Here is a 23370-nt window from a genome sequence, read left to right on the forward strand (position 1 = left end):
TGTGCTGCTGTGAGGTGTATCAACAACAGTGTAAAAAGGGGGAGTTGATTCGGGATAGGGCACTTGGTGACTGTTCGGTTACGAAAACGTTCGGGCTGTCAACCGACAGTGATCGAGTTGAGCTTCTCCCGCAGGTAGACGTGTGAGTCGACGGGTTCGTACGCGACCCGGCCCACCGGGGCGGCCACCGACTCGACCAGCGTCCCCGGCGTACATTCGCCGAAGTAGACGAGCGAGATCAGCTCCTCGGCGGGCGCGTCGGCGGGCGGCGGCAGGACGCGGTGCCGCCCCGAACGCCACCGGTCACCGGTCCAACGGGCCATCAGGTCACCGATGTTGATGGTGAACGCTGCCGGGTCGAAGGGCGCGTCCTCCCAGCCGCCCTCGTCCGTGAACACCTGGAGCCCGCCCTTGCCGGCCTGCCGGTCGAGGATGGTGACCGTGCCGAAGTCGGTGTGCGGACCGATCCGGAACTGGCCCGGCTCCGGCGCCCCGACGACGTCCGTCCCCGGATACCAGTTGATGTTGAAGCCGTACGTGGGGTGGTCCATGTGCCGGGTGAAGAAGTCCGGTTCGAGGCCGAGCGCCTCACCGAGCAGCGCCAGCAGGTGGTTCTCCAGCTCGCCCATCCGTGCCAGGTACTCCTCGCACAGGGCCCGCAGTCCGGGGGCCTCGGCGGGCCAGACGTTCGGCGCGTACCACTCGGCGTTCGTCGCCGGGTCCGCGAACGGCTCGTGCGTCGCGAACGTCAGCGATTCCTTGAGGTCCGGCGGGGTCTCGGTGCCCTCCGCGTACCCGTTGGCCTCGGCGCCGGGCCCGAGCCAGCCGCGTCCGCCGACCCGGGCGGCGTACGGCTCCTTCACCTCGGCGGGCAGTACGAAGAAGGCGCGGGCCGCCTCCCTGATCCGGACGCGCAGGGCGGGGTCCACGCCGTGCCCGGTGACGAGCAGGAAGCCGGCCGTCCGGAGCGCCTCGTCGACGGTCCGGGCGATCGCGGCGCGTGCCTGCGCGTCCCCCGAGACCCAGGGGCGCAGGTCGACGGTCGGGATACGCGGCGCCGCGGGGGCCTGGGGGTCAGTCACCGATGTCCTCGTTCCACAGGTCGGGGTTGCCCTCGACGAAGTCGCGCATCAGGCCCTGGCACTCGGGATCGTCGAGCAGCACGATCTCCACACCGTGCTCGGCGAGCCAGTCGTGGCCGCCGCGGAAGGTGGCCGCCTCGCCGACGACCACCCGGGAGATGCCGAACTGGCGGACCAGGCCGCTGCAGTACCAGCACGGCGAGAGGGTGGTCACCATCGTCGTGCCGCGGTACGACCGCTGCCGTCCGGCCGCGCGGAACGCGGCCGTCTCGGCGTGCGTCGAGGGGTCGTCGTCCTGGACACGGCGGTTGTGCCCGCGGCCGAGCAGGGCGCCGTCCGCGCCGTACAGCGCGGCCCCGATGGGGATGCCGCCCTCGGCGAGCCCGGCGCGGGCCTCCGCCACGGCGGTCGCGAGCCATGCCCGCGCCTGTGCCTGATCGATGAGCTCCATGACCCCACTCTGCGGTGGGCGTCCCCCGAGGGCAACGTACCCGGGCCGTGGCGCGGTCAGGGGCGGCGATGGCGGCCGTACTGACGGGCCAGTGCGTGGAAGGCCTCCTTCGGCTCCCAGTGGACGCCGGCGGCCGGGTCCCCGGGGCGCTTCTCGATCGTCCTCACGATGCTGTAGCTCGCCATGTCGAGGTCGTGGCGCGGGTCGTGGCGGCGGTGCGGGGCGTCGCGGGTGACGAAGGTGTACGCCAGCGCCGCGTACAGTCCCGCCGCCTCGAACGCGGCCAGCACGTCCGTCAGATACGCGGCCTGCGTGCGCTCGCTGCGGACGAGACCGGCCTTGATCTCCGGCGGATCCTTCGTGTAGTCGACGACGTCCCAGCCCATCCCGCCCTGCTCCGGCGCGCCCCGGAACGTGCAGCAGCCGAACTCCATGACGGCGACCGGCTTCCCGAAGCGTTTGTACTGCGCGAGGTCGCGGAGGTAGTCCGCCGGGCGCCGGAAGAAGGAGTAGTAGTCGATGCCCACCAGGTCGAAGAGGCCCCAGTCGACGTCCTCGTCCTGTGCGGCGGCGTACGTCAGCGGCCCGCGGAACACGGACCGGCCCGTCCTCGCCGCCTTCGCGGTGAACCGGTGCAGCCGCCGCGCCATGACGACGGGGTCGAAGTTCCCCTTGAGCAGGTTCTCCACCCGCTCCTGGACGGTCGCGCCGGGCACGATGCCGGGGACGTACAGCACGAACTCGCAGCCGACGCTGAGGTGCACTCCGGCACCCTGCCGGCGCAGCCGCTCGGCGGCGCGGCCGGTCTCGGCGAGGTGGTCGAGGATGTCCCCCTCGGGCACGTCACCGAGGGTCGGTTCGAGCCAGACGTGCAGCCCGCGTTCCGCCGCCTCCGTCGCGGTCGCGGTGAGCCGTTCGACCCCGTCACCGGTCACCTTGACGGAGTCGGCGTGCAGGTCGTGGGCGACGGCGCGCAGGTCGGCGCGCATGTCCCGGACGTTCCACCCGGTCGCGGGCGTCTCCCCGTCCCCGACCTCGTACACCACCCCCCGGTGGGTGAGCCCCCGCCTGCCGCTCGCCGCCGGCGCCGACGTGCCCGGCCGCTCCCGTGCCGTCGGCGATCCCGGGGCGGGTGCGGCCCCCGCCCGTCCCGCCGCTGCGACGGGCAGCGCGGCGGCCGCGCCCCCCACGGCCGCGGCCATTCCCAGAAACCGTGCCCGGCTGATCCCCGGCGTCCCCTGCATCCCGCGCCTCCCGGCTCCGCGCCCACCTGCTTCGTCCGGGACCCAGTCTGGAAAACGGACGGCCCGCCCCGCGTCCGCCGATGGTCTACGGGGCCGCGCCGAAGGGATGAGAACAGAGGGCACGTGAGGGCACTTGGAGGGACGGGGCCGCACCGAGGGCGACACGGGGGACGGCGGCCCCGGCGCCCGGGACGCCTCAGGAGTCCTCCGGCCTCCGGGCCAGGATGAAGCCCTGCGCGGTCCTCTCCGGGCCGTACTCCGTCATCTCGGCCTCGCGGACCAGCCGGACCGCTTCCGCCAGGCCGGCCTGTGCGAGGAGCTCGGCGACGCGGTCGGGCCGGAAGCTGTACACGTCGAGGTCCACGTCGTGGCCGTACGCGTGCTCCAGGAGGATCTGTTCGTCGCCCGCCTTGAAGCCGATGAGCAGATGGCCGCCCGGCTCGAGCACGCGGCGGAACTCCGCGAACAGCGGCGGCAGTTCATCCACGGGGATGTGCACGGTGGACGACCAGACGAGGGCCCCGGCGAGCGACCCGTCGGCGAGGTCGAGGTCCGCCATCGTGCCCACCGAGAAACGCAGGTGCGGGTACGCGGCGCGGGCGACCTCGATCATCCCGGGCGACAGGTCGATCCCGAACGCGTCGAGCCCGAGCCCGTCCAGATGGATGGTCATCCGCCCCGGCCCGCACCCGAGGTCCCCGACCGGGCCGCCCCCGCCGGCCCGCACCCGCTTCGCGAACTCGGCGAGCATCGCGATCTCCAGAGGCTGGGCGACCTCCCCGCTGAACAGCTTGGCGTAGTCGGCGGCGACGGTGTCGTACGAGGCGCGGGTGGCATCCAGGCGAGTGGTCATGGCGCGGAAGAGTAGACGGCCCCACTGACAACGCCGCCCCAACAGGCCCCCACCCGCGGCCGGTTCGCGCTCGTGCTCGGACTCACCCGGCGTACGCCCCCAGCCGTCGGTCCGCCACCCTCAGCAGCAGCTTGCCCGTGCTGGTCCGCGCTCCCATCAGCGCGTGCGCGTCGCCCGCCTTCTCCAGGGCGAACTCCGCCGTCACCGGCAGGGAGACGGTCCCGTCGGCCACCGTCGCGAACGCCCGCTCGGCGAGGGCGCGCAGCACGTCCGGTGCCGTCCGGGCCAGGCCGAGGATCGAGAACCCGGCGACCGACAGGCCCGTCGGGTAGAGCTCCGGCTGGCCCACCGTCCACGGTTCCGCCGAACTCGCGTTGCCGAAGGAGACCAGCCGGCCGAAGGGGGCGAGGGACGCGAGGCCGCGTTGCAGGGTCTCGCCGCCGACCGGGTCCAGGACCAGGTCCACGCCCCGCCCCCCGGTCGCCGCCCTGACCTCGTCGGCGAAGGCGCCGACGAACACCTCGTCGTAGCCGTACCCGAGGGCGAACTCGGCCTTCGCCCGCGCGGACACCACGCCGTAGACCGCGCCCGCGCCCGCCGCCCGCGCGAGCTGGCCCAGCACCGTGCCCACGCCCCCGGCCGCGCCCTGGACGAGGAGCGTCTCGCCGGGCTGGAGGCGGCCCACCGTGTGCAGCAGGGCGTACGCCGTGGGCAGCACGGTCGGCAGGGTGGCGCCGGTGCGCAGGCCGACCCCGGACGGCAGGGGGAAGGCGGTCACCGCGTCGGCCACGGTGACCTCCGCGTACGCCCCGCCCTCCGTCAGCGCCGCGACCTCCTGGCCGGCCCGCAGTCCCGTGACGCCCGGGCCGATCGCCCGGACCCGGCCGGAGACCTCCAGCCCCGGCACGAAGGGCAGCCGCGGCACCCGGTACCCCTCCGACCTGGCCTTCAGATCGGCGAAGTTGACGCCCGTCCAGGCCACGTCGATGCTCACCTGCCCGGGGCCCGGCTCGGGGATCTCCGCGTCCACGACCCGCAGTACCTCGGGACCGCCGTACTGCTGGAACTCGACCGCACGCATGGCTCACTCCTGGCTGATGCTCGGCTGGACAGCCGAGGGCCCGCGCGGACCGGATCGCCGCACAGACTGTTCAATGAAAAGCGAACACTCCGAAGTGTATGGTTTTCATCGAACACTCGGCAAGCGGATCAGGGAAACAGCAGGGGAGACCGGCGTGGCGGAGCGGACGAGTCATCGGGCGGCGCCCGAGCACACCCATCCCGACGAGGTCTCCGCGCAGAGCGCGTTCGCCGCGCTCGCCGACCCCGTACGGATCCTGCTGGTCCGTGAACTGGCCGACTCGGCGGAGTGGAGCCGCAGTTGCGGCAGCTTCGACGTGCCCGTCGGCAAGGCGGCCCTCAGTCACCACTTCGCCGTCCTGCGCGGCGCGGGCCTCGTCGAACAGCGCGACGAGGGCCCCAGGCGGGTCAACCGGCTCCGCCGTGCGGAGTTCGAGACCCGCTTCCCGGGCCTCCTCGCCCTCGCCCTGCGCGAGGAGCGGACCCCGGACACGGACACGCCCTAGCCGCACCTCCCCGGTCGGCGGGGAGCGCATCGGCCCCGCCGATGACCCCATCGGCAGGACGCCCCACCGGCCCGTGGCCCCCGGAAGGCCCCCGCTCCTACCGTCGGGGCATGACCTCAGCCACCTCCGCCGGCGCGACCGAGAACAAGGGCGCGGCCCAGCTCACCGCCGCGATGATGCTCTCCGGCACCCTCGGCGTCTTCGTCGTCGAGTCCGGTGCCTCGCCCCTGAACGTCGTCTTCTTCCGTGTCGTGTTCGGAGCCCTCGCCCTCGGTGGCTACGCCCTGGCCCGCGGCTACTTCCGCGGCCACGGCTTCACCCCGCGCACCCTCGGACTCGCCGTGCTCGGCGGGGTGTTCATCGTCTTCAACTGGGTCCTGCTCTTCCAGTCGTACGAGAACACCTCGATCTCCGTCGCCACCGTCGTCTACCACACGCAGCCGTTCTACGTGGTGCTGCTCGGCGCCCTGCTGTTCCGGGAACGGGTCACCGCCGCCAAGGCCGGCTGGATCGTCCTCGCCTTCGCCGGTCTGGTCCTCGTCTCGGGCGTCTCACCGGCCGACCTCACCCACGGCGGCGCCTACCTCACCGGCGTCGGCCAGGCCCTCCTCGCCGCTCTCCTGTACGGGCTGTCCACCCTGGTCACCAAGCGCATCACCGGCGTACGGCCGCACCTGATCGCCCTCGTACAGGTCCTCGTCGGCATCCCGCTGCTGCTGCCGTTCGCCGACGTCGGCGCGATGCGCGGGACCGGCGCGGACTGGGCCTGGCTGGTCGGCCTCGGGGTGATCCACACCGGGCTGATGTACGTCCTCATGTACGCCGCGTACGCCAAGCTCCCGACCGCGAAGATCGCCGTCCTCGCGTTCACCTACCCGGCCGTCGCGATGGTCATGGACTGGGCGGTCTACGGCCACCACATCGGGCTCGTCCAGGCGCTCGGCGTCCCGCTGATCGTGACGGCCAGCCTGAAGGTCACGCTTCCCCGGGCGGGCCGGACTCCTCGGACACCAGCTGCCGTGCCCGCTCCACGAACAGCCGCGCGTGCGCCGGAAGCCGCTTCCCTGCCCGCCACGCCAGCTGCGTGCGAAGCGTGAACGGCGGCTCCCAGCCGAGCCGTACGAGCGTGCCCCGCTCCAGTTCCGCGGCGACCGTCACCTCGGGCAGCAACGCGATCCCGAGGCCGGCCGCCGCGGCCTGCTTGGTCGCCTCGATCGTGCCGAACTCCGTGAAGGCGACGGAAGTACCACTTGGAACAGCCGAGTCGAGTTCCCGCTCGAACAAGTCCCGGTAGGCGCAGCCCGGTTCGGTGGCGAGCAGTGACTGGCCCGCGAGGGCGGCCGTGGCGGGTGCGGTGCCGGCGAGCGGATGGCCGGGCGCGGCGACCAGCGCCAGCGGCTCCACGGCGAGGACCGCGACCTCCAGACCCGCGTGCTCGGTCTCCTCCTCCATGAGGAAGCCGACGTCGTACGTCCCCTGGCGCAGCGCCTGGCGGGTCTCGTCGCCGATGGTCGTGCGCAGCGAGAGCCGGACCCCGGGGTAGCGGTGGTGGAAGAGTTCGAGGAGCGGCAGCAGCCGGTAGGAGGTGAGCGACTCCATCGTGCCGACGGTGAGGGCGCCGGAGGGTTCCTCGGCGCCGACGACCGCGGCCCGCGCCTCCTCGGTCAGCTCGATGATCTGCCGGGCGTAGGGCAGCAGCCGCTCGCCCGCCTCGGTGAGCCGGATCCTGCTGCCCAGCCGGTCGAACAGCTCCGTGCCGAGGGAGGACTCCAGGGCGCGGATCTGGCTGGTCACGCTCGACTGCGCGTACGCCAGCTCGGCCGCGGCCCGGGTGAAGCTCAGGACGGTGGCGACCTTCTCGAAGGTCACCAGCAGACGCAGTTCCATGGCACGACTCTCACGGTTCGTCGGCGGCTCCGCAGCCGGACCGGTCCTACGACTCCTCGTCGGACCGGGGCCGGTCCTCGCGCTTCTTCAGCTCCTCCTCGCGGCGGCGCAGGTCGGCCTCCCAGTGCTTCAGGAGCGTCTCGTCCCGGCGGCCGTCGTCCTTGCCGCTCTCGTCCGCGCGGTTCTCGGCCTTCAGGGACTTCAGGAACTCGGGGTTGTCGTCCGGCGCGACGAACCGGGCGCGCTGCCGGGTCCCGCCGACCGAGGCGGGGCCGCCCGCCGGCCCCCGGCGGTTGCGGCCCGCGACCAGCCAGGCCACGGGACCGACCAGCACCTCGCCGAAGAGCAGGATGATGATCACCCACACCACCTTGGGCAGGCCCCTGACCTCCTCCTCCGGCGTGTTCAGGCAGTCGATGAAGGCGTAGATCCACAACGCCAGCACCAGCAGAAACGGCAGATACCTGAGCATGGCCGAACGGTCCCCCAGTGTGCGGTGGCGGGGCGGCACGGGGCCCCGGTGACGGGCACAGGTTAGCGGGTGGCCGATACTTGGACACATGGCTTACGACGATCTTCGCTCCCTGCTCAGGGCCCTGGAGCGTGAGGGAGACCTCAAGCGCATCAAGGCCGAGGTGGATCCGTACCTGGAGGTCGGGGAGATCGTCGACCGGGTGCAGAAGGCGGGCGGTCCCGCGCTCCTCTTCGAGAACGTGCGCGGCTCGGCGATGCCGCTCGCGATGAACGTCTTCGGCACCGACCGCCGCCTGCTGAAGGCCCTCGGCCTGAAGTCGTACGGCGACATCTCCGACAAGATCGGCGGACTGCTCCGGCCGGAGCTGCCGCAGGGCTTCATCGGGGTGCGCGAGGCCTTCGGGAAGCTCGGCGCGATGGCGCACGTGCCGCCGAAGAAGGTCAAGGACGCGCCGGTGCAGGAGGTCGTGCTGCGCGGTGACGACGTCGACCTCGACGCGCTGCCCGCCCTGTTCACCTGGCCCGACGACGGAGGCTCCTTCTTCAACCTGGGGCTCACCCACACCAAGGACCCCGAGTCCGGTATCCGCAACCTCGGTCTCTACCGGCTCCAGCGCCACGACAAGCGCACCATCGGCATGCACTGGCAGATCCACAAGGACAGCCGGAACCACTACCAGGTGGCGGCCCGGCGCGGCGAGCGGCTGCCCGTCGCGATCGCCTTCGGCTGCCCGCCCGCCGTGACGTACGCCTCCACGGCGCCGCTCCCCGGTGACATCGACGAGTACCTCTTCGCCGGGTTCGTCCAGGGCAAGCGGATCGAGATGGTCGACTGCAAGACCGTGCCGCTCCAGGTGCCGGCCAACGCCGAGGTCGTCCTGGAGGGCTGGCTGGAGCCGGGCGAGATGCTGCCCGAGGGCCCCTTCGGCGACCACACCGGGTTCTACACCCCGCAGGAGCCGTTCCCGGCGCTGACGATCGACTGCGTGACGATGCGCAAGCGGCCGCTGCTCCAGTCGATCGTGGTGGGCCGGCCCCCGACGGAGGACGGACCCCTCGGCCGGGCGACGGAGCGGTTCTTCCTGCCCCTGCTGAAGATCATCGTGCCGGACATCGTGGACTACCACCTGCCGGAGGCAGGCGGCTTCCACAATTGCGCGATCGTCTCGATCGACAAGAAGTACCCGAAGCACGCCCAGAAGGTCATGCACGCCGTCTGGGGCGCCCACATGATGTCCCTGACGAAGCTCATCGTGGTCGTCGACGCGGACTGCGACGTCCACGACCTGCACGAGGTCGCCTGGCGCGCGCTCGGCAACACGGACTACGGCCGCGACCTCACCGTCGTGGAGGGCCCGGTCGACCATCTCGACCACGCCTCCTACCAGCAGTTCTGGGGCGGCAAGGCGGGCATCGACGCGACGAAGAAGTGGCCCGAGGAGGGCTACACCCGGGACGGCGGCTGGCCCGAGATGGTGCTGTCCGACCCGGAGACGGCGGCGAAGGTCGACCGCCGCTGGAAGGAGTACGGGCTGTGAGTTCAGCTTCCGCGGCGCTTCCGCAGCCGGGCCGCACCAAGGCCTTCCTGCGGCTCGTCATGATCGAGCACTCGGTGTTCGCGCTGCCCTTCGCGTACATCGCGGCGCTCACCGCGATGTACGAGTGGGACGGGAACATCCACTGGGGGCGGCTGCTCCTGGTGACCGTGGCGATGGTGGGGCTGCGCACGTTCGCGATGGCCGCGAACCGGATCATCGACCGCGAGATCGACGCCCGCAATCCGCGCACGGCCCACCGTGAGCTGGTCACCGGCGCGATGAGCGTGAAGCACGCCTGGACGGGCGCCTTCGTCGCGCTCGTCTTCTTCCTCGGCGCCGCGGCCCTGCTCAACCCGCTCTGCCTGGCGCTCGCGCCGATCGCGGTCATCCCGATGGTCGTCTATCCGTACGGCAAGCGGTTCACGAACTTCCCGCAGGCCATCCTCGGTCTCGCCCAGGCCATGGGCCCGATCGGCGCCTGGATCGCCATCACCGGCACCTGGTCCTGGGACGCCGTGATCCTCGGCCTCGCGGTCGGCGTCTGGATCGGCGGCTTCGACCTGATCTACGCGTGCCAGGACGTCGAGACCGACCGGGAGATCGGCGTGATGTCGGTGCCGGCGCGGTTCGGCATCCCGGCCGCGATCCGGGGCGCGCGCGTCTGCCACGCGGTGACCACGGGCCTGTTCGTCTGGTACGCGCTGGCCACCGGAGCGGGCGCGTTCTTCTGGCTGGGCCTCGTGATCGTCGCGGCCGCCTTCCTCTACGAGCACTCCATCGTGAAGCCGCACGACCTGTCCCGCCTGAACCGCGCCTTCTTCCAGGTCAACGGATTCATCGGCATCGCGCTGTTCGTGTGCGCGCTGCTGGATCTGCTGGTGCGCGGGCTCACGGTCTGAATCCGGGCAGTGGCCGGATAGGCTCGACATCATGAAGCCAGGACAGACGCAGCGCCGGCCTTGGATCGTGGGGGTGTCCGGCGCGTCCGGTACGCCGTACGCGGCGGCGGTGCTGCGTTCGCTGCTGGAAGCGGGGGAGAGCGTCGACCTGGTCGTCAGCAGGGCCTCGCGGCTCACGCTGCTCGACGAGACCGGGCTCCCGTTCCGGGACGCCCACTGGCGGGACGACCTGGGCGCGTGGCTGGCGCGGGGCGCGGACGGCAAGCCCGGCACCTTCACCGCCTTCGAGGAGCACCTCGACGCGGTACGGCACTGGAGCGCGGGCGACCTCGCGGCCGGACCCTCGTCGGGCTCCTACCCGGTCAAGGGGATGCTGATCGTGCCGGCGTCCACGGCCTGTGTGGCCGGGGTCGCCCTCGGCCTCTCCAAGGACCTGCTCCAGCGGGCCGCGAGCGTCACCCTCAAGGAGCGGCGCAGACTGGTCGTCGCCGTGCGGGAGACCCCGCTGAACGGACAGACCCTGCGGCACCTGGTGGCCCTCGACGACGCGGGCGCGACGGTGGTGCCCGCCTCACCGGCGTTCTACGCGGGCGCCACGCACATCCAGGACCTGGTGGACTTCGTCGCCGGGCGGGTCCTCGACGCGGCGGGCGTCGACCACGACCTGTACCGCCGGTGGAAGGGCGAACTCGGGGGCGGCTCCCGGGGCGACACCACCTGAGGGTCCGCACCCTTCGGTGACTCCTCAGGCTCTTCGGACTCTTCGGAACTCTTCGGATTTCTTCAGACCTTTTCAGTGGAAGGCTTCGATCGCATGGACGCGGTGGACAGGCAGCTCATCCAGGCCCTGAGGGAGAACGGCCGGGCCTCGTACGCGGAGCTGGGGCGTCTCGTCGGCCTGTCGGGACCCAGCGTCACCGACCGCATCAACCGGCTGGAGGCGGCCGGCGTCATCACCGGGTACCGCGCGACGGTCGACTCGGCCTCGCTCGGGCTCGGCGTCACCGCCCTGATCGGCATCTCGCTCTCCGACGCGGCCGACCACGAGGACGTGGCGCACCGGCTGCGCGACCTCGGCGAGATCGAGGACTGCTGGTTCATCGCGGGTGACGACTCGTTCATGCTCAAGGTGCGCTCCAGCGACGTCGACGGCCTGGAGAAGACCATCCGGCGTCTGTCGGGCACCAAGGGCGTCTCCCGGACCCGCACGACGATCGTGCTGTCGACGAAGTGGGAGAACCGCGTCGGGGAACTCCCCGAGGAGGAGTGACGCGGGAGCGGTCCGCGGAGCCCCCGGTGGGGCCGATCCCGCCGGGAGGCGGGGGAGTACGGTTGGCACGGTTCGTCACAGGGAGAGGTAAACGCATGGATGTCGGGCTCAAGCGCGAGCTGGAGGACAAGGTCAGGGCCGGTGAGCGGCTGACCCGCGAGGACGGCATCGCGCTCTACGAGTCGGACGACCTGGCGTGGCTCGGCGGCCTCGCGCACGAGGTGCGCACCCGGAAGAACGGCGACGTCGTCCACTTCAACGTCAACCGTCACCTGAACATGACGAACGTGTGCACCGCGTCCTGCGCGTACTGCTCGTTCCAGCGCAAGCCGGGCGAGAAGGACGCGTACACGATGCGCATCGAGGAGGCCGTCCGGCTCGCCACGGCGATGCGGGGCGAGAACCTCACCGAGCTGCACATCGTCAACGGCCTGCACCCGAACCTTCCGTGGCGTTACTACCCGCGCTCCCTGAGCGAGCTGAAGAAGGCCCTCCCGGAGGTCTCCCTGAAGGCCTTCACGGCCACGGAGATCCACCACTTCGAGACGATCTCGGGCCTGTCCGCCTCGGAGATCCTCGACGAGCTGATCGACGCCGGCCTGGAGTCGCTGACCGGCGGCGGCGCGGAGATCTTCGACTGGGAGGTCCGCCAGCACATCGTCGACCACCGCACCCACTGGGAGGACTGGTCGCGCATCCACCGCCTCGCGCACGAGAAGGGCCTCAAGACCCCGTGCACGATGCTGTACGGGCACATCGAGGAGCCCCGGCACCGCGTGGACCACGTGCTGCGGCTGCGTGAGCTGCAGGACGAGACCGGCGGCTTCCAGGTCTTCATCCCGCTGCGCTACCAGCACGACTTCGTGGACATGAAGGACGGCAAGGTCCGCAACCGCCTCCAGGCCCGCACCCAGATGGCGACCGGCGCCGAGGCCCTCAAGACCTTCGCGGTCTCCCGGCTGCTCTTCGACAACGTCCCGCACGTCAAGGTGTTCTGGGTCATGCACGGTGTGCAGACCGCCCAGCTCGCCCTCCAGCACGGCGCCGACGACATGGACGGCTCGGTCGTCGAGTACAAGATCACGCACGACGCGGACAACTTCGGGACGCCCAACAAGCTGACCCGCGAGGACATCCTCGACCTGATCCGCGACGCCGGTTTCCGCCCGGTCGAGCGGAACACGCGCTACGAGATCATCCGCGAGTACGACGGCCCGGACCCGGAGCGCCGCGAGTCGCCGCAGGCCATGCGGGTCTGACGTGGCGCTGCGCTTCGAGCTGGACCCGGCGGTCACCCCTGTCCTGCGGGACGGGGTGGTCGCCCTCTGGGCGGACGTCTCGAACGCGGGCGGCTCCGTGGGCTTCGTGCCGCCGGTGACCGCCGCGGACGTGCGGCCCGAACTCGTGAAGCACTTCGTCGCCATGGCCGAGGGCCGCACCCGGCTGCTGGTCGGCCGGGACGGGGACGGCGAGGTCGCCGCGACCGCCTTCCTCACGCACAACACCCACCGGCTGATGAGGCACTGGGTGTGGCTCTACACCGTGATGGTGCACCCCCGTCACCAGGGCAAGGGGTACGGCCGCGACCTGCTCGCCGCGGCCGAGGAGGCGGCGGGCTCGCTCGACGGCATCGAGGCGATCCGGCTGACCTGCCGGGGCGGCGAGGGCCTTGAGCGCTTCTACGCCTCCTGCGGCTACAAGGAGGTCGGCCGGGTGCCCGACGCGATCCGGGTCGCGCCCGGCGAGGACCGCGACGACATCACCATGCTGCTGTCCCTTGGTCTGCGCGACTGAGGGCCGATCGACCCCCCTGCAAGATCGACGTCCTGGCGTGCTTCACTGGACGGTGGTCTTTGGGAACGTTCGGAACGGGAAGAGTGGATTGAGATGTTCCGCTACACACTGATGCGCCTCGGTATCTTCGTGGGCTGCCTCGTGGTCGTCTGGGGCCTCGTCTACTCGGGCATCGCCCCCCGCGGCCTCGGCGACTCCAACTACATGTGGGTCGTCCTGCTCGCGCTGGTGATCTCCGCGCCGATCAGTTTCGTCGTCCTGCGGGGCGAGCGCGACCGCGCCTCGGCGCAGGTCGTCGCCCGCGTGGACCGCGCCAGGGCCAACCTGGACCGCAACCGCAGCCAGGAGGACGAGGCCCTCGACGAGGCCTCCCCCGGCGCCCGCAGCCAGACCTCCTGACCCCCGCCCGACACCGCCGCGTGCCCGGCCGGGGGCGCGGCGGATCGTACGCTTGCCCGCATGGGTGCTGTGAAGAGCAAGCGGATGCCGCGCGCGGTACGCGAACAGCAGATGCTGGACGCCGCCGTACGGACCTTCGGGCAGCGTGGCTACCGGGCCGCGTCGATGGACGAGATCGCCGAACTCGCGGGCGTGTCCAAGCCGTTGGTGTACCTGTACCTGAACTCCAAGGAAGACCTGTTCACCGCGTGCATCCGGCGTGAGGCCAAGGCGCTGACCGCCGCCGTCCGTGCCGGTGTCCGCCAGGGGCTGCCCGCCGACCGCCAACTCTGGGAAGGCCTCGGGGCGTTCTTCACGCACACCGCCGAACATCCGGACGGATGGGCGGTCCTGCATCTCCAGGCCCGCACGCACGGCGAACCCTTCGCGGCCGAGGTGTCCGCGATGCGCGAGGAACTCGTCCTGTTCGTCACGGAGTTGATCGTCGACGCCGCCCGGGAGGCGCACCGCGACCCCTCGCTGCCCGAGCGGGAGGTCGCCGGACTGGCGGAGGCCCTGGTCGGCGCCGCCGAGTCGCTCGCCGCCTGGGCCAACGTCACTCCGGGCGTCTCGGCCCGACAGGCCGCCACCACGCTGATGAACTTCGCCTGGGCGGGCCTCGGCGACCTCATGCGCGACCGGCCGTGGATCCCGCCCCAGACCGGCGGGCAGGCCTAGAGCGCCCTCCGGCGGCCCGGGCAGGCCGTTCAGGCCCGTTCAGGCCGGAGCGTGGGCGCCGATCGTCAGCTCGACCTCGTCCCCGGTCCGGACGAACTCCCGGATCACCCAGGTGCGGCCCTCGATCGGTGTGCCGGCGCCGGTGGTGTGGGCCGGGACGCTCAGTACAGGGCCCGCGGGGCCGGTGGTGCGCACCTGCGCCTCGGCGACCACGTCGTCGGAGAAACGCAGGGCCAGTTCCACCGGCGACGGTTCGGCGGCGAAGGCGCCGGGATCGGAGAGTCCCCGGACCCGGCAGCGGGCACCGGGGAAGAGATGGGTGTGACCGCACACGGCCAGGAAGGCGGCCGCTCCGGTCGGTCCGGTCGGGGGCTGGGGCATGACGGGCTCCGGAGTCCGTGGTGGCGTCGGGCCCGGGCAGTCTGGCGGCCGGGCGGGCGGGCCGGGGCGTGCCACCGCCGCGCTGCCGCCCCTGTCACCCGGTCGGAGCCGCGGGGGCCGGGTCCCCGCCCGTGGCCGTCCCCGGGGGAAGCGGTCGCACGTCGCCGGTCAGGTGGACGCGGTCGCCGGTGCGGAGTTCGAAGGCGAGGCCCTGCGCGGCGTACGTCACCGTGCCCGGGAGCAGGACCGGCGCCCGGAAGTCCGCCCGTATCTCCACCGCGCTCTGCGGGCCGTACTCGGCGAGGCAGCGCGCGACGGACCACATGCCGTGCGCGATGGCGCGCGGGAAGCCGAAGAGGCGGGCCGTCAGCGGGTGCAGGTGGATCGGGTTGCGGTCGCCCGAGACCGCGCCGTAGCGGCGGCCGACGTCCTGCGCGAGCCGCCACTCGGCGAGCGCGGGCAGTGTCCTGGACGGCGCCGAACCTTCCCCCGACTCCTCCCGCGAGGACGGCGCCGGCCCGTCGGAGGCCGGTCCCCGCGCCGCGTTCCCCGCAGTCTCCCCGCGCGTCCGGTGCCGGGCGAGATACGTGCTCCTCGACTCCCATACGAGCCTGCCGTCGGCCCGCGCCTCGGTCAGTACGGTCGCCTCGGTGCCCCGGCGGTGCGACGCCAGTCCCTCGACCCGCACCGCGAGGTCGTACTCCGCGGCCGCGGTCGGCTCCTCGTACTGGGTGATCCCGATCGACGTGTGCACCAGACCGAGCAGCGGCAGCGGGAAGTCCCGCCCCGCCATGATCCGCATGGCCAGCGGAAAGGCCAGCACGTGGGGATAGGTGACCGGCAGGACGTCCGGCCCGGTCGCGAACCCGCACACCCGCTCGTAGGCGGCGAGACGGGCGAGGTCGACCCGCACACCCGGCAGCACGAGCCGGGTGGCGGGGACGGGGGCGTCCGGGCGGGGGCGCTTGAACGGGGAGAGCAGGGCGCCGCGCGCCAGCAGCGGGGTGAGGGAGGGCGGCGCGGTGAGCGTCCGTGTCGCGGGCTCGGGGCGAGTGGAGGGCTGCGTACGCATCGGAGTCTCCGGGGTGGTGGGAGGTGGAGGTGCGGCTGCCGGTGGACGGAAGAGAAGGACCGTGCCCAGGGGCCGCCCCGGGCTCCGGACAGGCTCGGGCGGTTCGCCTAGGCCCCCAGCAGGCTCTGGCCGCAGACCCGGACGACCTGGCCGTTGACGCCGCCGGACGCGGGGTGCGCGAGCCAGGCGGTGGTCTCGGCGACGTCGACGGGCAGGCCGCCCTGGCCGAGGGAGTTCATCCGGCGGCCCGCCTCACGGATGAACAGCGGGACGGCGGCCGTCATCTTCGTCTCGATGAAGCCCGGCGCCACGGCGTTCACGGTGACCCCGTGTTCCGCCGCGGCGGTCGGGGCCAGCGCGCGGACGAGTCCGGCGACGCCGGCCTTGCTCGCGGCGTAGTTCGTCTGGCCCGCGTTCCCCGCGAGCCCGGCGATGGAGGCCGTCGCCACGATCCGGCCGCCGGTCCGCAGGCCGCCCGCCGAGAGCAGCGCGTCCGTGGTGCGCAGCACGCTCGCGAGGTTCACGTCGAGCACCGAACTCCAGCGCTCCGCGGCCATGTTGACCAGCCGGCGGTCGCGGGTGATCCCCGCGTTGTGGACGAGGACGTCCAGCCCCTCGGAGGGCAGGGCGGCGAGGATCCGCGCTCCCGCGTCGGGGGCGGTGATGTCGAGGGCGAGGGCGGTTCCGCCCAGTCGCCCGGCGACGGATTCGAGTTCGACCGCCGCACCCGGCACGTCCAGGCACACCACCCGCGCCCCGTCCCGTGCCAGCGTGGCGGCCACCGCCTCGCCGATCCCGCGTGCCGCACCGGTGACGAGCGCGGTGCGCCCGGCGAGGGGAAGGCCCCAGTCCTCGGGTGCGGTCACCTCGGTCCCGCCGCCGATCCCGATCACCTGGCCGCTCACGTACGCGGACCTGGGGGAGAGGAAGAAGCGCAGCGTCGACTCGGCGGCGTCGGCGTCGGTCAGCCGCAGCAGCGTCACCGTGATGCCCCGCCCGATCTCCTTGCCGAGCGAGCGTACGAAGCCCTCCAGGGCCTGCTGGACCGCCGCCTGATGGTGGTCGGCGGTGTCGAGCGGGGCGCCGAGCACGATGACCCGGCCGCTGCGGGCGACCGACCGGACGACGGGGTGCAGGGCGGTGTGCACCTCGGCGAGTGTGTCGATGTCGGTGACGCCGGTCGCGTCGAGGACGACGGCGACGGGCCGTTCGCTCTCGGCCCGCACCGCGAGCCCGGTCCTGCCCAGCACGGCGGCGAGTCCGTCCGGCCCGTCCAGCGGGGACTTGCCCGCGGTGAGGTGAAGCAACTCGCCCTCGAACGAGGGGCGTTCGGCCGACCAGCGGTGCAGGGCCGTCGGCTGGGGCAGCCCGATCCGGCGGGTCAGAAAGCGGCCCGGCGCGGTGCCGGCGAAGCTCAGATAGCGGTCGGCCATTGTCCAACTCCCCATGCGGACGTTAATTTACTCCAGAGTAAGGTTACCTGGGGTAAGGGTATGTCAGGGCGAGGGGACAGGTCGAGATGAGACAGCACGTTCTCCGGAAGGCGGTCCAGGGATGAGCGAGCGGGACGACACGCGAGCCGGGACGGCACCCGCGGCGACCGAGCCCACCGCCGTGTCCGGTGCGGAGAGCGCCGTGTCCGGTGCGCCCCGCGGCCCCGGCCTCGCGCGGACGCGCCCCGTCGCCGTCGTCGGCGGGACCCGGATCCCCTTCGCGCGGTCCGACGGCCCCTATGCCACCGCCTCCAACCAGGAGATGCTGACCGCCGCCGTGGACGGCCTGGTCGAGCGGTACGGGCTCGACGAGCCGGGCGCGGTGGGGGAGTTGGTGGCCGGCGCCGTCCTCAAACACAGCCGGGACTTCAACCTCGCCCGCGAGACGGTCCTCGGCTCGAAGCTCGACGCCCGCACCCCCGCGTACGACATCCAGCAGGCCTGCGGCACCGGCCTCCAGGCCGTCATCGCCGCCGCCAACAAGATCACCCTCGGCCAGACCGAGTCGGCGATCGCGGGCGGCGCGGACACGGCCAGCGACGCGCCCCTCGGCGTGAACGACACCCTGCGCCGCATCCTCCTCGACGTCCGCCGCGCGAAGTCGCCCGGCGCCCGCCTCAAGGCCCTCGCCCGCGTCCGCCCCGCGCACCTCGTGCCGGACATCCCGCGCAACGCCGAACCCCGCACGGGCCTGTCGATGGGCGAGCACGCCGCCGTCACCGCCCGCGCCTGGGGTGTGCGGCGCGAGGAACAGGACGAACTCGCCGCCGCCAGTCACCAGCGGCTCGCCGCTGCCTACGACCGCGGGCTGCTGAACGATCTCGTCGTCCCCTTCCGTGGTCTCGACCGGGACCAGAACCTCCGGCCCGGTTCGACGGTCGGGAAACTCGCCACGCTCAAGCCGGTGTTCGGTCTCGACGCCCCCGAGCCGACCATGACGGCGGGCAACTCGACCCCGCTCACCGACGGCGCCGCCGTGGTGCTGCTCGCGAGTGACGCGTGGGCGACGACGCGCGGGCTGCCGGTCCTCGCCCACCTGACCGCCTACGAGACGGCCGCCGTCGACTTCGTCGAGGGGGACGTGGCGGGCGGTGAGGACGGGCTCCTGATGGCACCCGCGTACGCCGTCCCGCGCATGCTGGAGCGGACCGGACTCGCCCTGTCCGACTTCGACTTCGTCGAGATCCACGAGGCGTTCGCCTCCCAGGTGCTCGCCACCCTCGCCGCCTGGGAGAAGCGCGGCCTCGGCACGGTGGACCGCTCCCGCCTGAACGTGGCGGGCTCCTCGCTGGCCACCGGCCACCCGTTCGCCGCCACCGGCGCCCGCGTCGTGGCGACCCTGGCGACGCTGCTCGCGGAGCGGGACGCGCCCGGCCGCGGGCTGATCTCCGTCTGCGCCGCCGGAGGGCAGGGGGTGACGGCGATCCTGGAGCGCGGGTGAAGTCTTCCGGGGGGTGTCGGGCCGGCCGGTGCGCACGGGACGCCCGCCGGCGGCCGTGCCCGGAGGGACCTGGTCCGCGCACCGCCCCGAGGGGGCGTCCGCCGACGACCCGACCTCCCGGAAGCGTGGCCCGCACACCGACGCACGCCCTCACGGCTACCCCGGGTAACCCGCACCCCGCCCGCCCCAAAGCGCCACAAAGCCCACACGCGGGCGCCGTAGCATCCCCGGTCTCACCGGGTTGCCGACCCTGAACCCCCCACTCCCCAGGCCCGTATGAGGTGGCGTGCCCCGCGCTCCTCCGAGCCCACCCGCACCCGCCTTGCACCCGCCCCGGCCACCCGGCCGACAAGGAGCCGCCTTGTGTCCAGCACGTACGCCCACGACGCCGCCCCGCCCCTGCGGGAACCCGAGATCAGGCGGCTGGACGGAGTCGTGCGCGAGGTCGCGGTACCGCCGCTCGTGGGGCAGGTGACGCACGGCTCCCTCGCCGACATCCCCTTCGACAACGCGGCGGCGGCTCCGCACGAACCGGTCCTCAGCCGGAAGACACCCGACGGCGACCGCTGGACCGACGTGACCGCCGCCGAGTACGCGGACCAGGTCCTGGCCGTCGCCAAGGGCCTGATCGCCGAGGGCCTCATGCCGGGCGACCGGATCGCCATCATGGCGCGCACGACGTACGAGTGGACGCTCCTCGACTTCGCCGCCTGGGCCGCCGGGCTCGTCACCGTGCCCGTCTACCCGACGTCGTCGGTCTTCCAGACCCGCTGGATCCTCCAGGACTCCGGAGCCGTCGCCATCGCCGTGGAGTCCGTGGCCCAGGCCGCGACCCTCGGCCCCGAGCGCGAGCGCATCCCGGACCTGCGGCACATGTGGGTCTTCGAGAAGGGGCACGTGGAGCGCCTCGCGGAGCTCGGCCGCAACGTCACCGACCAGGAAGTCGCCGTCCGGCGCGGTGTGCTGGGCCCCGACACGCTCGCCACCCTGATCTACACCTCGGGCACCACCGGCCGGCCCAAGGGCTGCGCCCTGACCCACGGCAACTTCTTCGCCGAGGTCGACAACGCGGTGGAACTGCTCTACCCGATCTTCAAGTCCCGCACCCAGGACCCCGCCTCCACGCTCCTCTTCCTCCCCCTCTCGCACGTCTTCGGCCGCATGGTCGCCGTCGCCTGTATGCGCGCCCGGGTGAAACTCGGCCACGCCCCGAGCCTCCAGACGGAGGAACTCCTGGCGGACCTGGCCTCGTTCAAGCCGACCTTCCTGCTGGCCATCCCGTACGTCCTGGAAAAGGTCTACAACACCGGCCGCGCGACGGCCGAACGGATGGGCCGCGGCTCGTCCTTCGACCGAGCGGCCCGCATCGCCCAGAAGTACGGCGAGGCCGTCGAGGCCAAGCAGCACGGCACCGGACCCGGACCGAGCCGCGGGCTGCGCACCGCCCGCGCCCTCTACGACCCCCTCGTCTACCGCCGGATCCGCAACGCGCTGGGCGGCCGGGTCCGTTACGCCATCTGCGGCGGCTCCCCGCTCGGCCGCCGGCTCGCCGCCTTCTACGCGGGCGCGGGCATCGAGATCTTCGAGGGGTACGGCCTGACGGAGACGACCGCCGCCGCGACCGTCACGCCCCCGGTCAAACCCCGCCTGGGCACCGTCGGTTGGCCGCTGCCCGGCACTCGGGTGCGCATAGCGGCCGACGGTGAGGTCCTGCTGAGCGGCGAACAGGTCTTCCGCGGCTACTGGGACCCGAACGCGGGCGGTGTCGTCGACGCCGCCCCGGACGGCTGGTTCGCGACCGGTGACATCGGTGAACTGGACGACGGCGGCTACCTCACCATCACCGGCCGCAAGAAGGAGATCCTGATCACCGCGGGCGGGAAGAACGTAGCCCCGGCGCCGCTGGAGGACTGGCTCCGCGCGCACCCCCTGATCGCCCAGTGCATGGTGGTCGGCGACCGCCGCCCCTTCGTCTCCGCCCTCATCACACTCGACCCCGAGGGCATCACGCACTGGCGTCAGATGAACGGCAAGCACGGGGTGCCACCCGAACTGATCATGAACGACCCGGAGTTGCTCGCGATCCTCCAGCGGGCGGTCGACGAGGCGAACAAGCTCCTCTCCCGTCCGGAGTCCATCCGCCGCTTCACGGTCCTGCCCCGCGACTTCACCGAGGCGGCGGGCCACCTCACCCCCTCGATGAAGCTGCGGCGCGCGGCGATCGCGGGGGACTTCGCCCGGGAGATCGAGGCGATCTACGCCGGGTAGCGGCTAACCCCGGTCTCCGAGGACCCCGCCCGCGAGGAAGGCGGACCAGCTGCCGGGGGACAGCGCGAGCTGCGGCCCGGCGGGGTTCTTGGAGTCCCGGACGCGGACGGCACGGGGGGAGGCGGCGACCTCGACACACTGGCCGCCCTCGCCGTCGCTGTAGCTCGACTTGCGCCAGTCATACGCGACTTCCAGGCACTCTCCGCCGGCGCCTCCGCTGTAACTGGACTTGAACCAGCTGAGGTCGGGCCTGTACCCGAGGGCCGTGCCCAGTTCCTTCTGGGTCAGCCCGGCGCGCTCCCTGAGGATCTTCAACTGCCTCCCGATCGCGGTGAACAGCTCGGTCGTTCCATCGGCCCGGGCCGGGGTCTCCGCGTCGGTCATGCGCGGCACCGCCTTCGTGGTCACGGTCGACGAGTCGTACAGGGCGCGACCACGGTCGTACGGCTCCACGGCGTCGGGCGGTCGCACCTGGTCAGCGTAGAGACGACCGGCCACGCTCTGTCACGTGAACGCACATATCTCCGCCCAGGGAGTCGCCCCGCGGGCGACGGAGTTCTCCCAGCGGCTCAGCTCCACGCGCCGGGGCGCACGGCCGGCCCGCAGGCTGGCGGTCCAGCAGCTGCACGACTGGGGCGTCCCGCACGGGAGCGACCTCAGCGATCTGGTGGCCCAGGTCGTCGCCGAGCCGGCGGCGAACGCGGTCACGCACGGCCACGTCCCGGGCCGGGATGTCGAGCTGCGACTGCGGCTCGCGGCCGACGGCACGGTGCGGGTGGAGGTGGCGGACGCGCGGGGGGACCGGCGGCCGGTGACGCCGGGCGCCGGGGCGGACGCGGAGAGCGGCCGGGGTCTGCGGATCGTCGCCGCGCTCAGCACGGCGTGGGGCGTCGCGGACCGTCAGGTCGGCAAGACGGTCTGGGCGGAGCTGAAAGGGGCCGGCTGACCGGTCGGGGCAAAGGCAGGAGCCCCGCGACCGGCTGGCGCGGGGCTCCTTGGGTACTGCTATCCGTTCCGGATCAAAGCATTGGGCTCATGGAGCCGAAGGCTTAGAGCGGGGTGACGTTCTCCGCCTGCGGGCCCTTCGGACCCTGCGTGACGTCGAAGGAAACCGCCTGGTTCTCTTCGAGAGAGCGGAATCCGCTCGCGTTGATCGCGGAGTAGTGGACGAAGACGTCCGGGCCGCCGCCTTCCTGGGCGATGAAACCAAAGCCCTTTTCGGCGTTGAACCACTTCACGGTTCCGGTAGCCATAAGCCCTCCTTGGGCCCAAAGGGTTGCCCTGCTCCAGAACCTGCGATTGTGTAAACAACTGCATACGTCTGAAAACGACGAGAGCCCGCGGTCACATGCTCCGCAGGCTCTGTACTGCAAGGGAAACCAAACTGCAACTTGCGGGCGAGCCTAGCACGCAGGCACCCGAAAGCAATAGGGGGAAAGATCACGCCACCGAGAACTTTCGCCCGGACGGACGACCGGTCTGACGTGCGTTGACTTCAAGGTGTCACAAGGGTTGACACCAAGGGGCCGGATGGTTTCCGCCACCTATGGCCCACCCTGAAGCAGGCGCCGTAACCCACGGGGTCTAGCCTCGCGATGTGGACAATTCTCGCACCCGGCCGCGCGTCGGCCACATCCAGTTCCTGAACTGCCTGCCCCTGTACTGGGGGCTCGCGAGAACGGGCACGCTCCTCGACTTCGAGCTCACCAAGGACACCCCGGAGAAGCTCAGCGAGCAGCTGGTGCGGGGTGATCTCGACATCGGGCCCATCACGCTCGTCGAGTTCCTCAAGCACGCCGACGAGCTGGTGGCCTTCCCGGACATCGCGGTCGGCTGCGACGGCCCCGTGATGTCCTGCGTGATCGTCTCGCAGGTCCCGCTCGACCAGCTGGACGGCGCCCGCGTCGCCCTCGGCTCGACGTCCCGTACGTCCGTCCGGCTCGCGCAGCTGCTGCTCGCGGAGAAGGTCGGCGTCCAGCCGTCGTACTACACCTGCCCGCCCGATCTGAGCCTGATGATGCAGGAGGCCGACGCCGCCGTCCTCATCGGCGACGCGGCGCTGCGGGCCAACCTGCTCGACGGGCCGAAGTACGGGCTCCAGGTGCACGACCTCGGCACGCTGTGGAAGGAGTGGACGGGCCTCCCGTTCGTCTTCGCCGTCTGGGCGGCCCGGCGCGACTACCTGGAGCGCGAGCCGCTCGTCACCCGCAAGGTGCACGAGGCATTCCTCGCCTCCCGCGACCTCTCCCTCGACGAGGTCTCCAAGGTCGCCGAGCAGGCGGCCCGCTGGGAGGCCTTCGACGAGACGGTCCTGGAGCAGTACTTCACGACGCTCGACTTCCGCTTCGGCGCCCCCCAGCTGGCGGCCGTCCAGGAGTTCGCGCGCCGCGTCGGCCCGACGACCGGCTTCCCGGCGGACGTGGACGTACGGCTCCTCCAGCCCTGAGACACCCACAGTCGGGGGGCGCCGGAGGCGCACGGCACTACGCTGCTGGGCAGTGTGTACGGGGGAGGGGTGATC

25 protein-coding genes and 2 pseudogenes are annotated in these 23370 nt (G+C 72.1%); 14 read left to right on the forward strand and 13 right to left on the reverse strand.

Features of this window, described 5'->3' with window-relative positions:
• Positions 1 to 98 precede the first annotated feature (98 nt).
• The 5 genes from AB0C62_RS29125 to AB0C62_RS29145 all read right to left on the reverse strand — a co-directional run bounded on the left by AB0C62_RS29125 (position 99) and on the right by AB0C62_RS29145 (position 4711).
• Positions 99 to 1082, reverse strand: a complete 984-nt coding sequence (locus AB0C62_RS29125; protein WP_362978120.1) for a 2-oxoglutarate and iron-dependent oxygenase domain-containing protein — start codon at positions 1080 to 1082, stop codon at positions 99 to 101.
• The gene (locus AB0C62_RS29130; RefSeq protein ID WP_362978122.1) at positions 1075 to 1533 is read right to left on the reverse strand and encodes a nucleoside deaminase; all 459 of its coding nucleotides are present in this window, start codon (positions 1531 to 1533) and stop codon (positions 1075 to 1077) included. The genes AB0C62_RS29125 and AB0C62_RS29130 overlap by 8 nt, the downstream gene beginning before the upstream one ends.
• Positions 1534 to 1589: 56 nt before the next feature.
• Positions 1590 to 2777, reverse strand: a complete 1188-nt coding sequence (locus AB0C62_RS29135) for an abortive phage infection protein (RefSeq protein ID WP_362978124.1) — start codon at positions 2775 to 2777, stop codon at positions 1590 to 1592.
• Positions 2778 to 2973: 196 nt separating this feature from the next.
• Entirely contained in the window at positions 2974 to 3630 is a 657-nt protein-coding gene (locus AB0C62_RS29140; protein ID WP_362978126.1) for a class I SAM-dependent methyltransferase, read from the reverse strand.
• An 82-nt stretch (positions 3631 to 3712) separates the two neighbouring features.
• On the reverse strand, positions 3713 to 4711 hold the full coding sequence (locus AB0C62_RS29145; protein ID WP_362978128.1) for a zinc-binding dehydrogenase: 999 nt from the start codon (positions 4709 to 4711) through the stop codon (positions 3713 to 3715).
• 154 nt (positions 4712 to 4865) lie between these two features.
• Between AB0C62_RS29145 and AB0C62_RS29150 the strand changes: the two genes are divergently transcribed.
• Both AB0C62_RS29150 and AB0C62_RS29155 read left to right on the forward strand, forming a co-directional pair.
• Positions 4866 to 5216 carry a transcriptional regulator gene (locus AB0C62_RS29150; RefSeq protein ID WP_362978130.1) on the forward strand — a complete coding sequence of 117 codons (351 nt, stop codon included), beginning with the start codon at positions 4866 to 4868 and terminating at the stop codon, positions 5214 to 5216.
• Positions 5217 to 5326: 110 nt separating this feature from the next.
• Positions 5327 to 6313 (forward strand): DMT family transporter, encoded by a 987-nt coding sequence (locus AB0C62_RS29155; protein ID WP_362978132.1) that lies wholly within the window; start codon positions 5327 to 5329, stop codon positions 6311 to 6313.
• Here the strand turns inward: AB0C62_RS29155 and AB0C62_RS29160 are convergent.
• Both AB0C62_RS29160 and AB0C62_RS29165 read right to left on the reverse strand, forming a co-directional pair.
• Positions 6210 to 7103 (reverse strand): annotated as a pseudogene (locus AB0C62_RS29160) (LysR family transcriptional regulator); the annotation flags it as partial. The gene AB0C62_RS29155 and the pseudogene AB0C62_RS29160 overlap by 104 nt on opposite strands.
• A gap of 46 nt (positions 7104 to 7149) precedes the next feature.
• Positions 7150 to 7575 carry a PLD nuclease N-terminal domain-containing protein gene (locus AB0C62_RS29165; protein ID WP_362978134.1) on the reverse strand — a complete coding sequence of 142 codons (426 nt, stop codon included), beginning with the start codon at positions 7573 to 7575 and terminating at the stop codon, positions 7150 to 7152.
• A gap of 88 nt (positions 7576 to 7663) precedes the next feature.
• Here AB0C62_RS29165 and AB0C62_RS29170 point away from each other — a divergent pair, with 88 nt between their 5' ends.
• The 8 genes from AB0C62_RS29170 to AB0C62_RS29205 all read left to right on the forward strand — a co-directional run bounded on the left by AB0C62_RS29170 (position 7664) and on the right by AB0C62_RS29205 (position 14194).
• The gene (locus AB0C62_RS29170; protein ID WP_362978136.1) at positions 7664 to 9115 is read left to right on the forward strand and encodes a menaquinone biosynthesis decarboxylase; all 1452 of its coding nucleotides are present in this window, start codon (positions 7664 to 7666) and stop codon (positions 9113 to 9115) included.
• A complete protein-coding gene (gene mqnP / locus AB0C62_RS29175) occupies positions 9112 to 10014 on the forward strand; it encodes a menaquinone biosynthesis prenyltransferase MqnP (protein ID WP_081218725.1) in 903 nt (300 codons plus the stop codon). The genes AB0C62_RS29170 and mqnP overlap by 4 nt, the downstream gene beginning before the upstream one ends.
• A gap of 31 nt (positions 10015 to 10045) precedes the next feature.
• Positions 10046 to 10735 (forward strand): UbiX family flavin prenyltransferase, encoded by a 690-nt coding sequence (locus tag AB0C62_RS29180; protein ID WP_362978138.1) that lies wholly within the window; start codon positions 10046 to 10048, stop codon positions 10733 to 10735.
• A 93-nt stretch (positions 10736 to 10828) separates the two neighbouring features.
• Positions 10829 to 11284, forward strand: a complete 456-nt coding sequence (locus AB0C62_RS29185; RefSeq protein WP_081218727.1) for an Lrp/AsnC family transcriptional regulator — start codon at positions 10829 to 10831, stop codon at positions 11282 to 11284.
• A 95-nt stretch (positions 11285 to 11379) separates the two neighbouring features.
• Positions 11380 to 12543: an aminofutalosine synthase MqnE gene (gene mqnE, locus AB0C62_RS29190; protein WP_081218728.1), complete on the forward strand. Its 1164-nt coding sequence runs from the start codon at positions 11380 to 11382 to the stop codon at positions 12541 to 12543.
• Between the two features lies 1 nt (position 12544).
• Positions 12545 to 13078 (forward strand): GNAT family N-acetyltransferase, encoded by a 534-nt coding sequence (locus AB0C62_RS29195; protein ID WP_362978140.1) that lies wholly within the window; start codon positions 12545 to 12547, stop codon positions 13076 to 13078.
• 93 nt (positions 13079 to 13171) lie between these two features.
• The gene (locus AB0C62_RS29200) at positions 13172 to 13477 is read left to right on the forward strand and encodes a DUF4229 domain-containing protein (protein WP_081218730.1); all 306 of its coding nucleotides are present in this window, start codon (positions 13172 to 13174) and stop codon (positions 13475 to 13477) included.
• Positions 13478 to 13537: 60 nt separating this feature from the next.
• The gene (locus AB0C62_RS29205) at positions 13538 to 14194 is read left to right on the forward strand and encodes a TetR/AcrR family transcriptional regulator (protein WP_362978142.1); all 657 of its coding nucleotides are present in this window, start codon (positions 13538 to 13540) and stop codon (positions 14192 to 14194) included.
• A gap of 39 nt (positions 14195 to 14233) precedes the next feature.
• Here the strand turns inward: AB0C62_RS29205 and AB0C62_RS29210 are convergent, their stop codons facing one another.
• From AB0C62_RS29210 to AB0C62_RS29220, 3 genes are all read right to left on the reverse strand, one after another.
• Complete coding sequence (locus AB0C62_RS29210; RefSeq protein ID WP_362978144.1) at positions 14234 to 14575, reverse strand: hypothetical protein; 342 nt, start codon at positions 14573 to 14575, stop codon at positions 14234 to 14236.
• A gap of 94 nt (positions 14576 to 14669) precedes the next feature.
• On the reverse strand, positions 14670 to 15647 hold the full coding sequence (locus AB0C62_RS29215) for a MaoC/PaaZ C-terminal domain-containing protein (RefSeq protein WP_362978146.1): 978 nt from the start codon (positions 15645 to 15647) through the stop codon (positions 14670 to 14672).
• Between the two features lie 107 nt (positions 15648 to 15754).
• On the reverse strand, positions 15755 to 17080 hold the full coding sequence (locus AB0C62_RS29220; protein ID WP_362978196.1) for a 3-oxoacyl-ACP reductase: 1326 nt from the start codon (positions 17078 to 17080) through the stop codon (positions 15755 to 15757).
• Between the two features lie 121 nt (positions 17081 to 17201).
• Here AB0C62_RS29220 and AB0C62_RS29225 point away from each other — a divergent pair, with 121 nt between their 5' ends.
• Together AB0C62_RS29225 and AB0C62_RS29230 are read left to right on the forward strand one after the other, a co-directional pair.
• Positions 17202 to 18581 carry an acetyl-CoA C-acetyltransferase gene (locus AB0C62_RS29225; RefSeq protein WP_362978148.1) on the forward strand — a complete coding sequence of 460 codons (1380 nt, stop codon included), beginning with the start codon at positions 17202 to 17204 and terminating at the stop codon, positions 18579 to 18581.
• Positions 18582 to 18944: 363 nt separating this feature from the next.
• Positions 18945 to 20849, forward strand: coding sequence for an AMP-binding protein (locus AB0C62_RS29230; protein WP_362978150.1), 1905 nt, complete (start codon positions 18945 to 18947; stop codon positions 20847 to 20849).
• 3 nt (positions 20850 to 20852) lie between these two features.
• On the opposite strand, the gene AB0C62_RS29235 is transcribed toward AB0C62_RS29230, so the two are convergent.
• Together AB0C62_RS29235 and AB0C62_RS29240 are read right to left on the reverse strand one after the other, a co-directional pair.
• Complete coding sequence (locus AB0C62_RS29235) at positions 20853 to 21122, reverse strand: DUF397 domain-containing protein (RefSeq protein WP_362978198.1); 270 nt, start codon at positions 21120 to 21122, stop codon at positions 20853 to 20855.
• A pseudogene (locus AB0C62_RS29240) lies at positions 21108 to 21233 on the reverse strand (hypothetical protein); the annotation flags it as partial. The gene AB0C62_RS29235 and the pseudogene AB0C62_RS29240, both read right to left, overlap by 15 nt.
• A gap of 124 nt (positions 21234 to 21357) precedes the next feature.
• Here AB0C62_RS29240 and AB0C62_RS29245 point away from each other — a divergent pair.
• Positions 21358 to 21795, forward strand: coding sequence for an ATP-binding protein (locus AB0C62_RS29245; RefSeq protein WP_362978152.1), 438 nt, complete (start codon positions 21358 to 21360; stop codon positions 21793 to 21795).
• A gap of 103 nt (positions 21796 to 21898) precedes the next feature.
• Here the strand turns inward: AB0C62_RS29245 and AB0C62_RS29250 are convergent, their stop codons facing one another.
• Complete coding sequence (locus AB0C62_RS29250) at positions 21899 to 22102, reverse strand: cold-shock protein (protein ID WP_148009945.1); 204 nt, start codon at positions 22100 to 22102, stop codon at positions 21899 to 21901.
• A 344-nt stretch (positions 22103 to 22446) separates the two neighbouring features.
• Between AB0C62_RS29250 and AB0C62_RS29255 the strand changes: the two genes are divergently transcribed.
• On the forward strand, positions 22447 to 23295 hold the full coding sequence (locus AB0C62_RS29255; RefSeq protein WP_362978154.1) for a menaquinone biosynthesis protein: 849 nt from the start codon (positions 22447 to 22449) through the stop codon (positions 23293 to 23295).
• Positions 23296 to 23370 lie beyond the last annotated feature (75 nt).

The sequence above is a fragment of the Streptomyces sp. NPDC048643 genome (assembly GCF_040650615.1).
Taxonomy (GTDB): domain Bacteria; phylum Actinomycetota; class Actinomycetes; order Streptomycetales; family Streptomycetaceae; genus Streptomyces.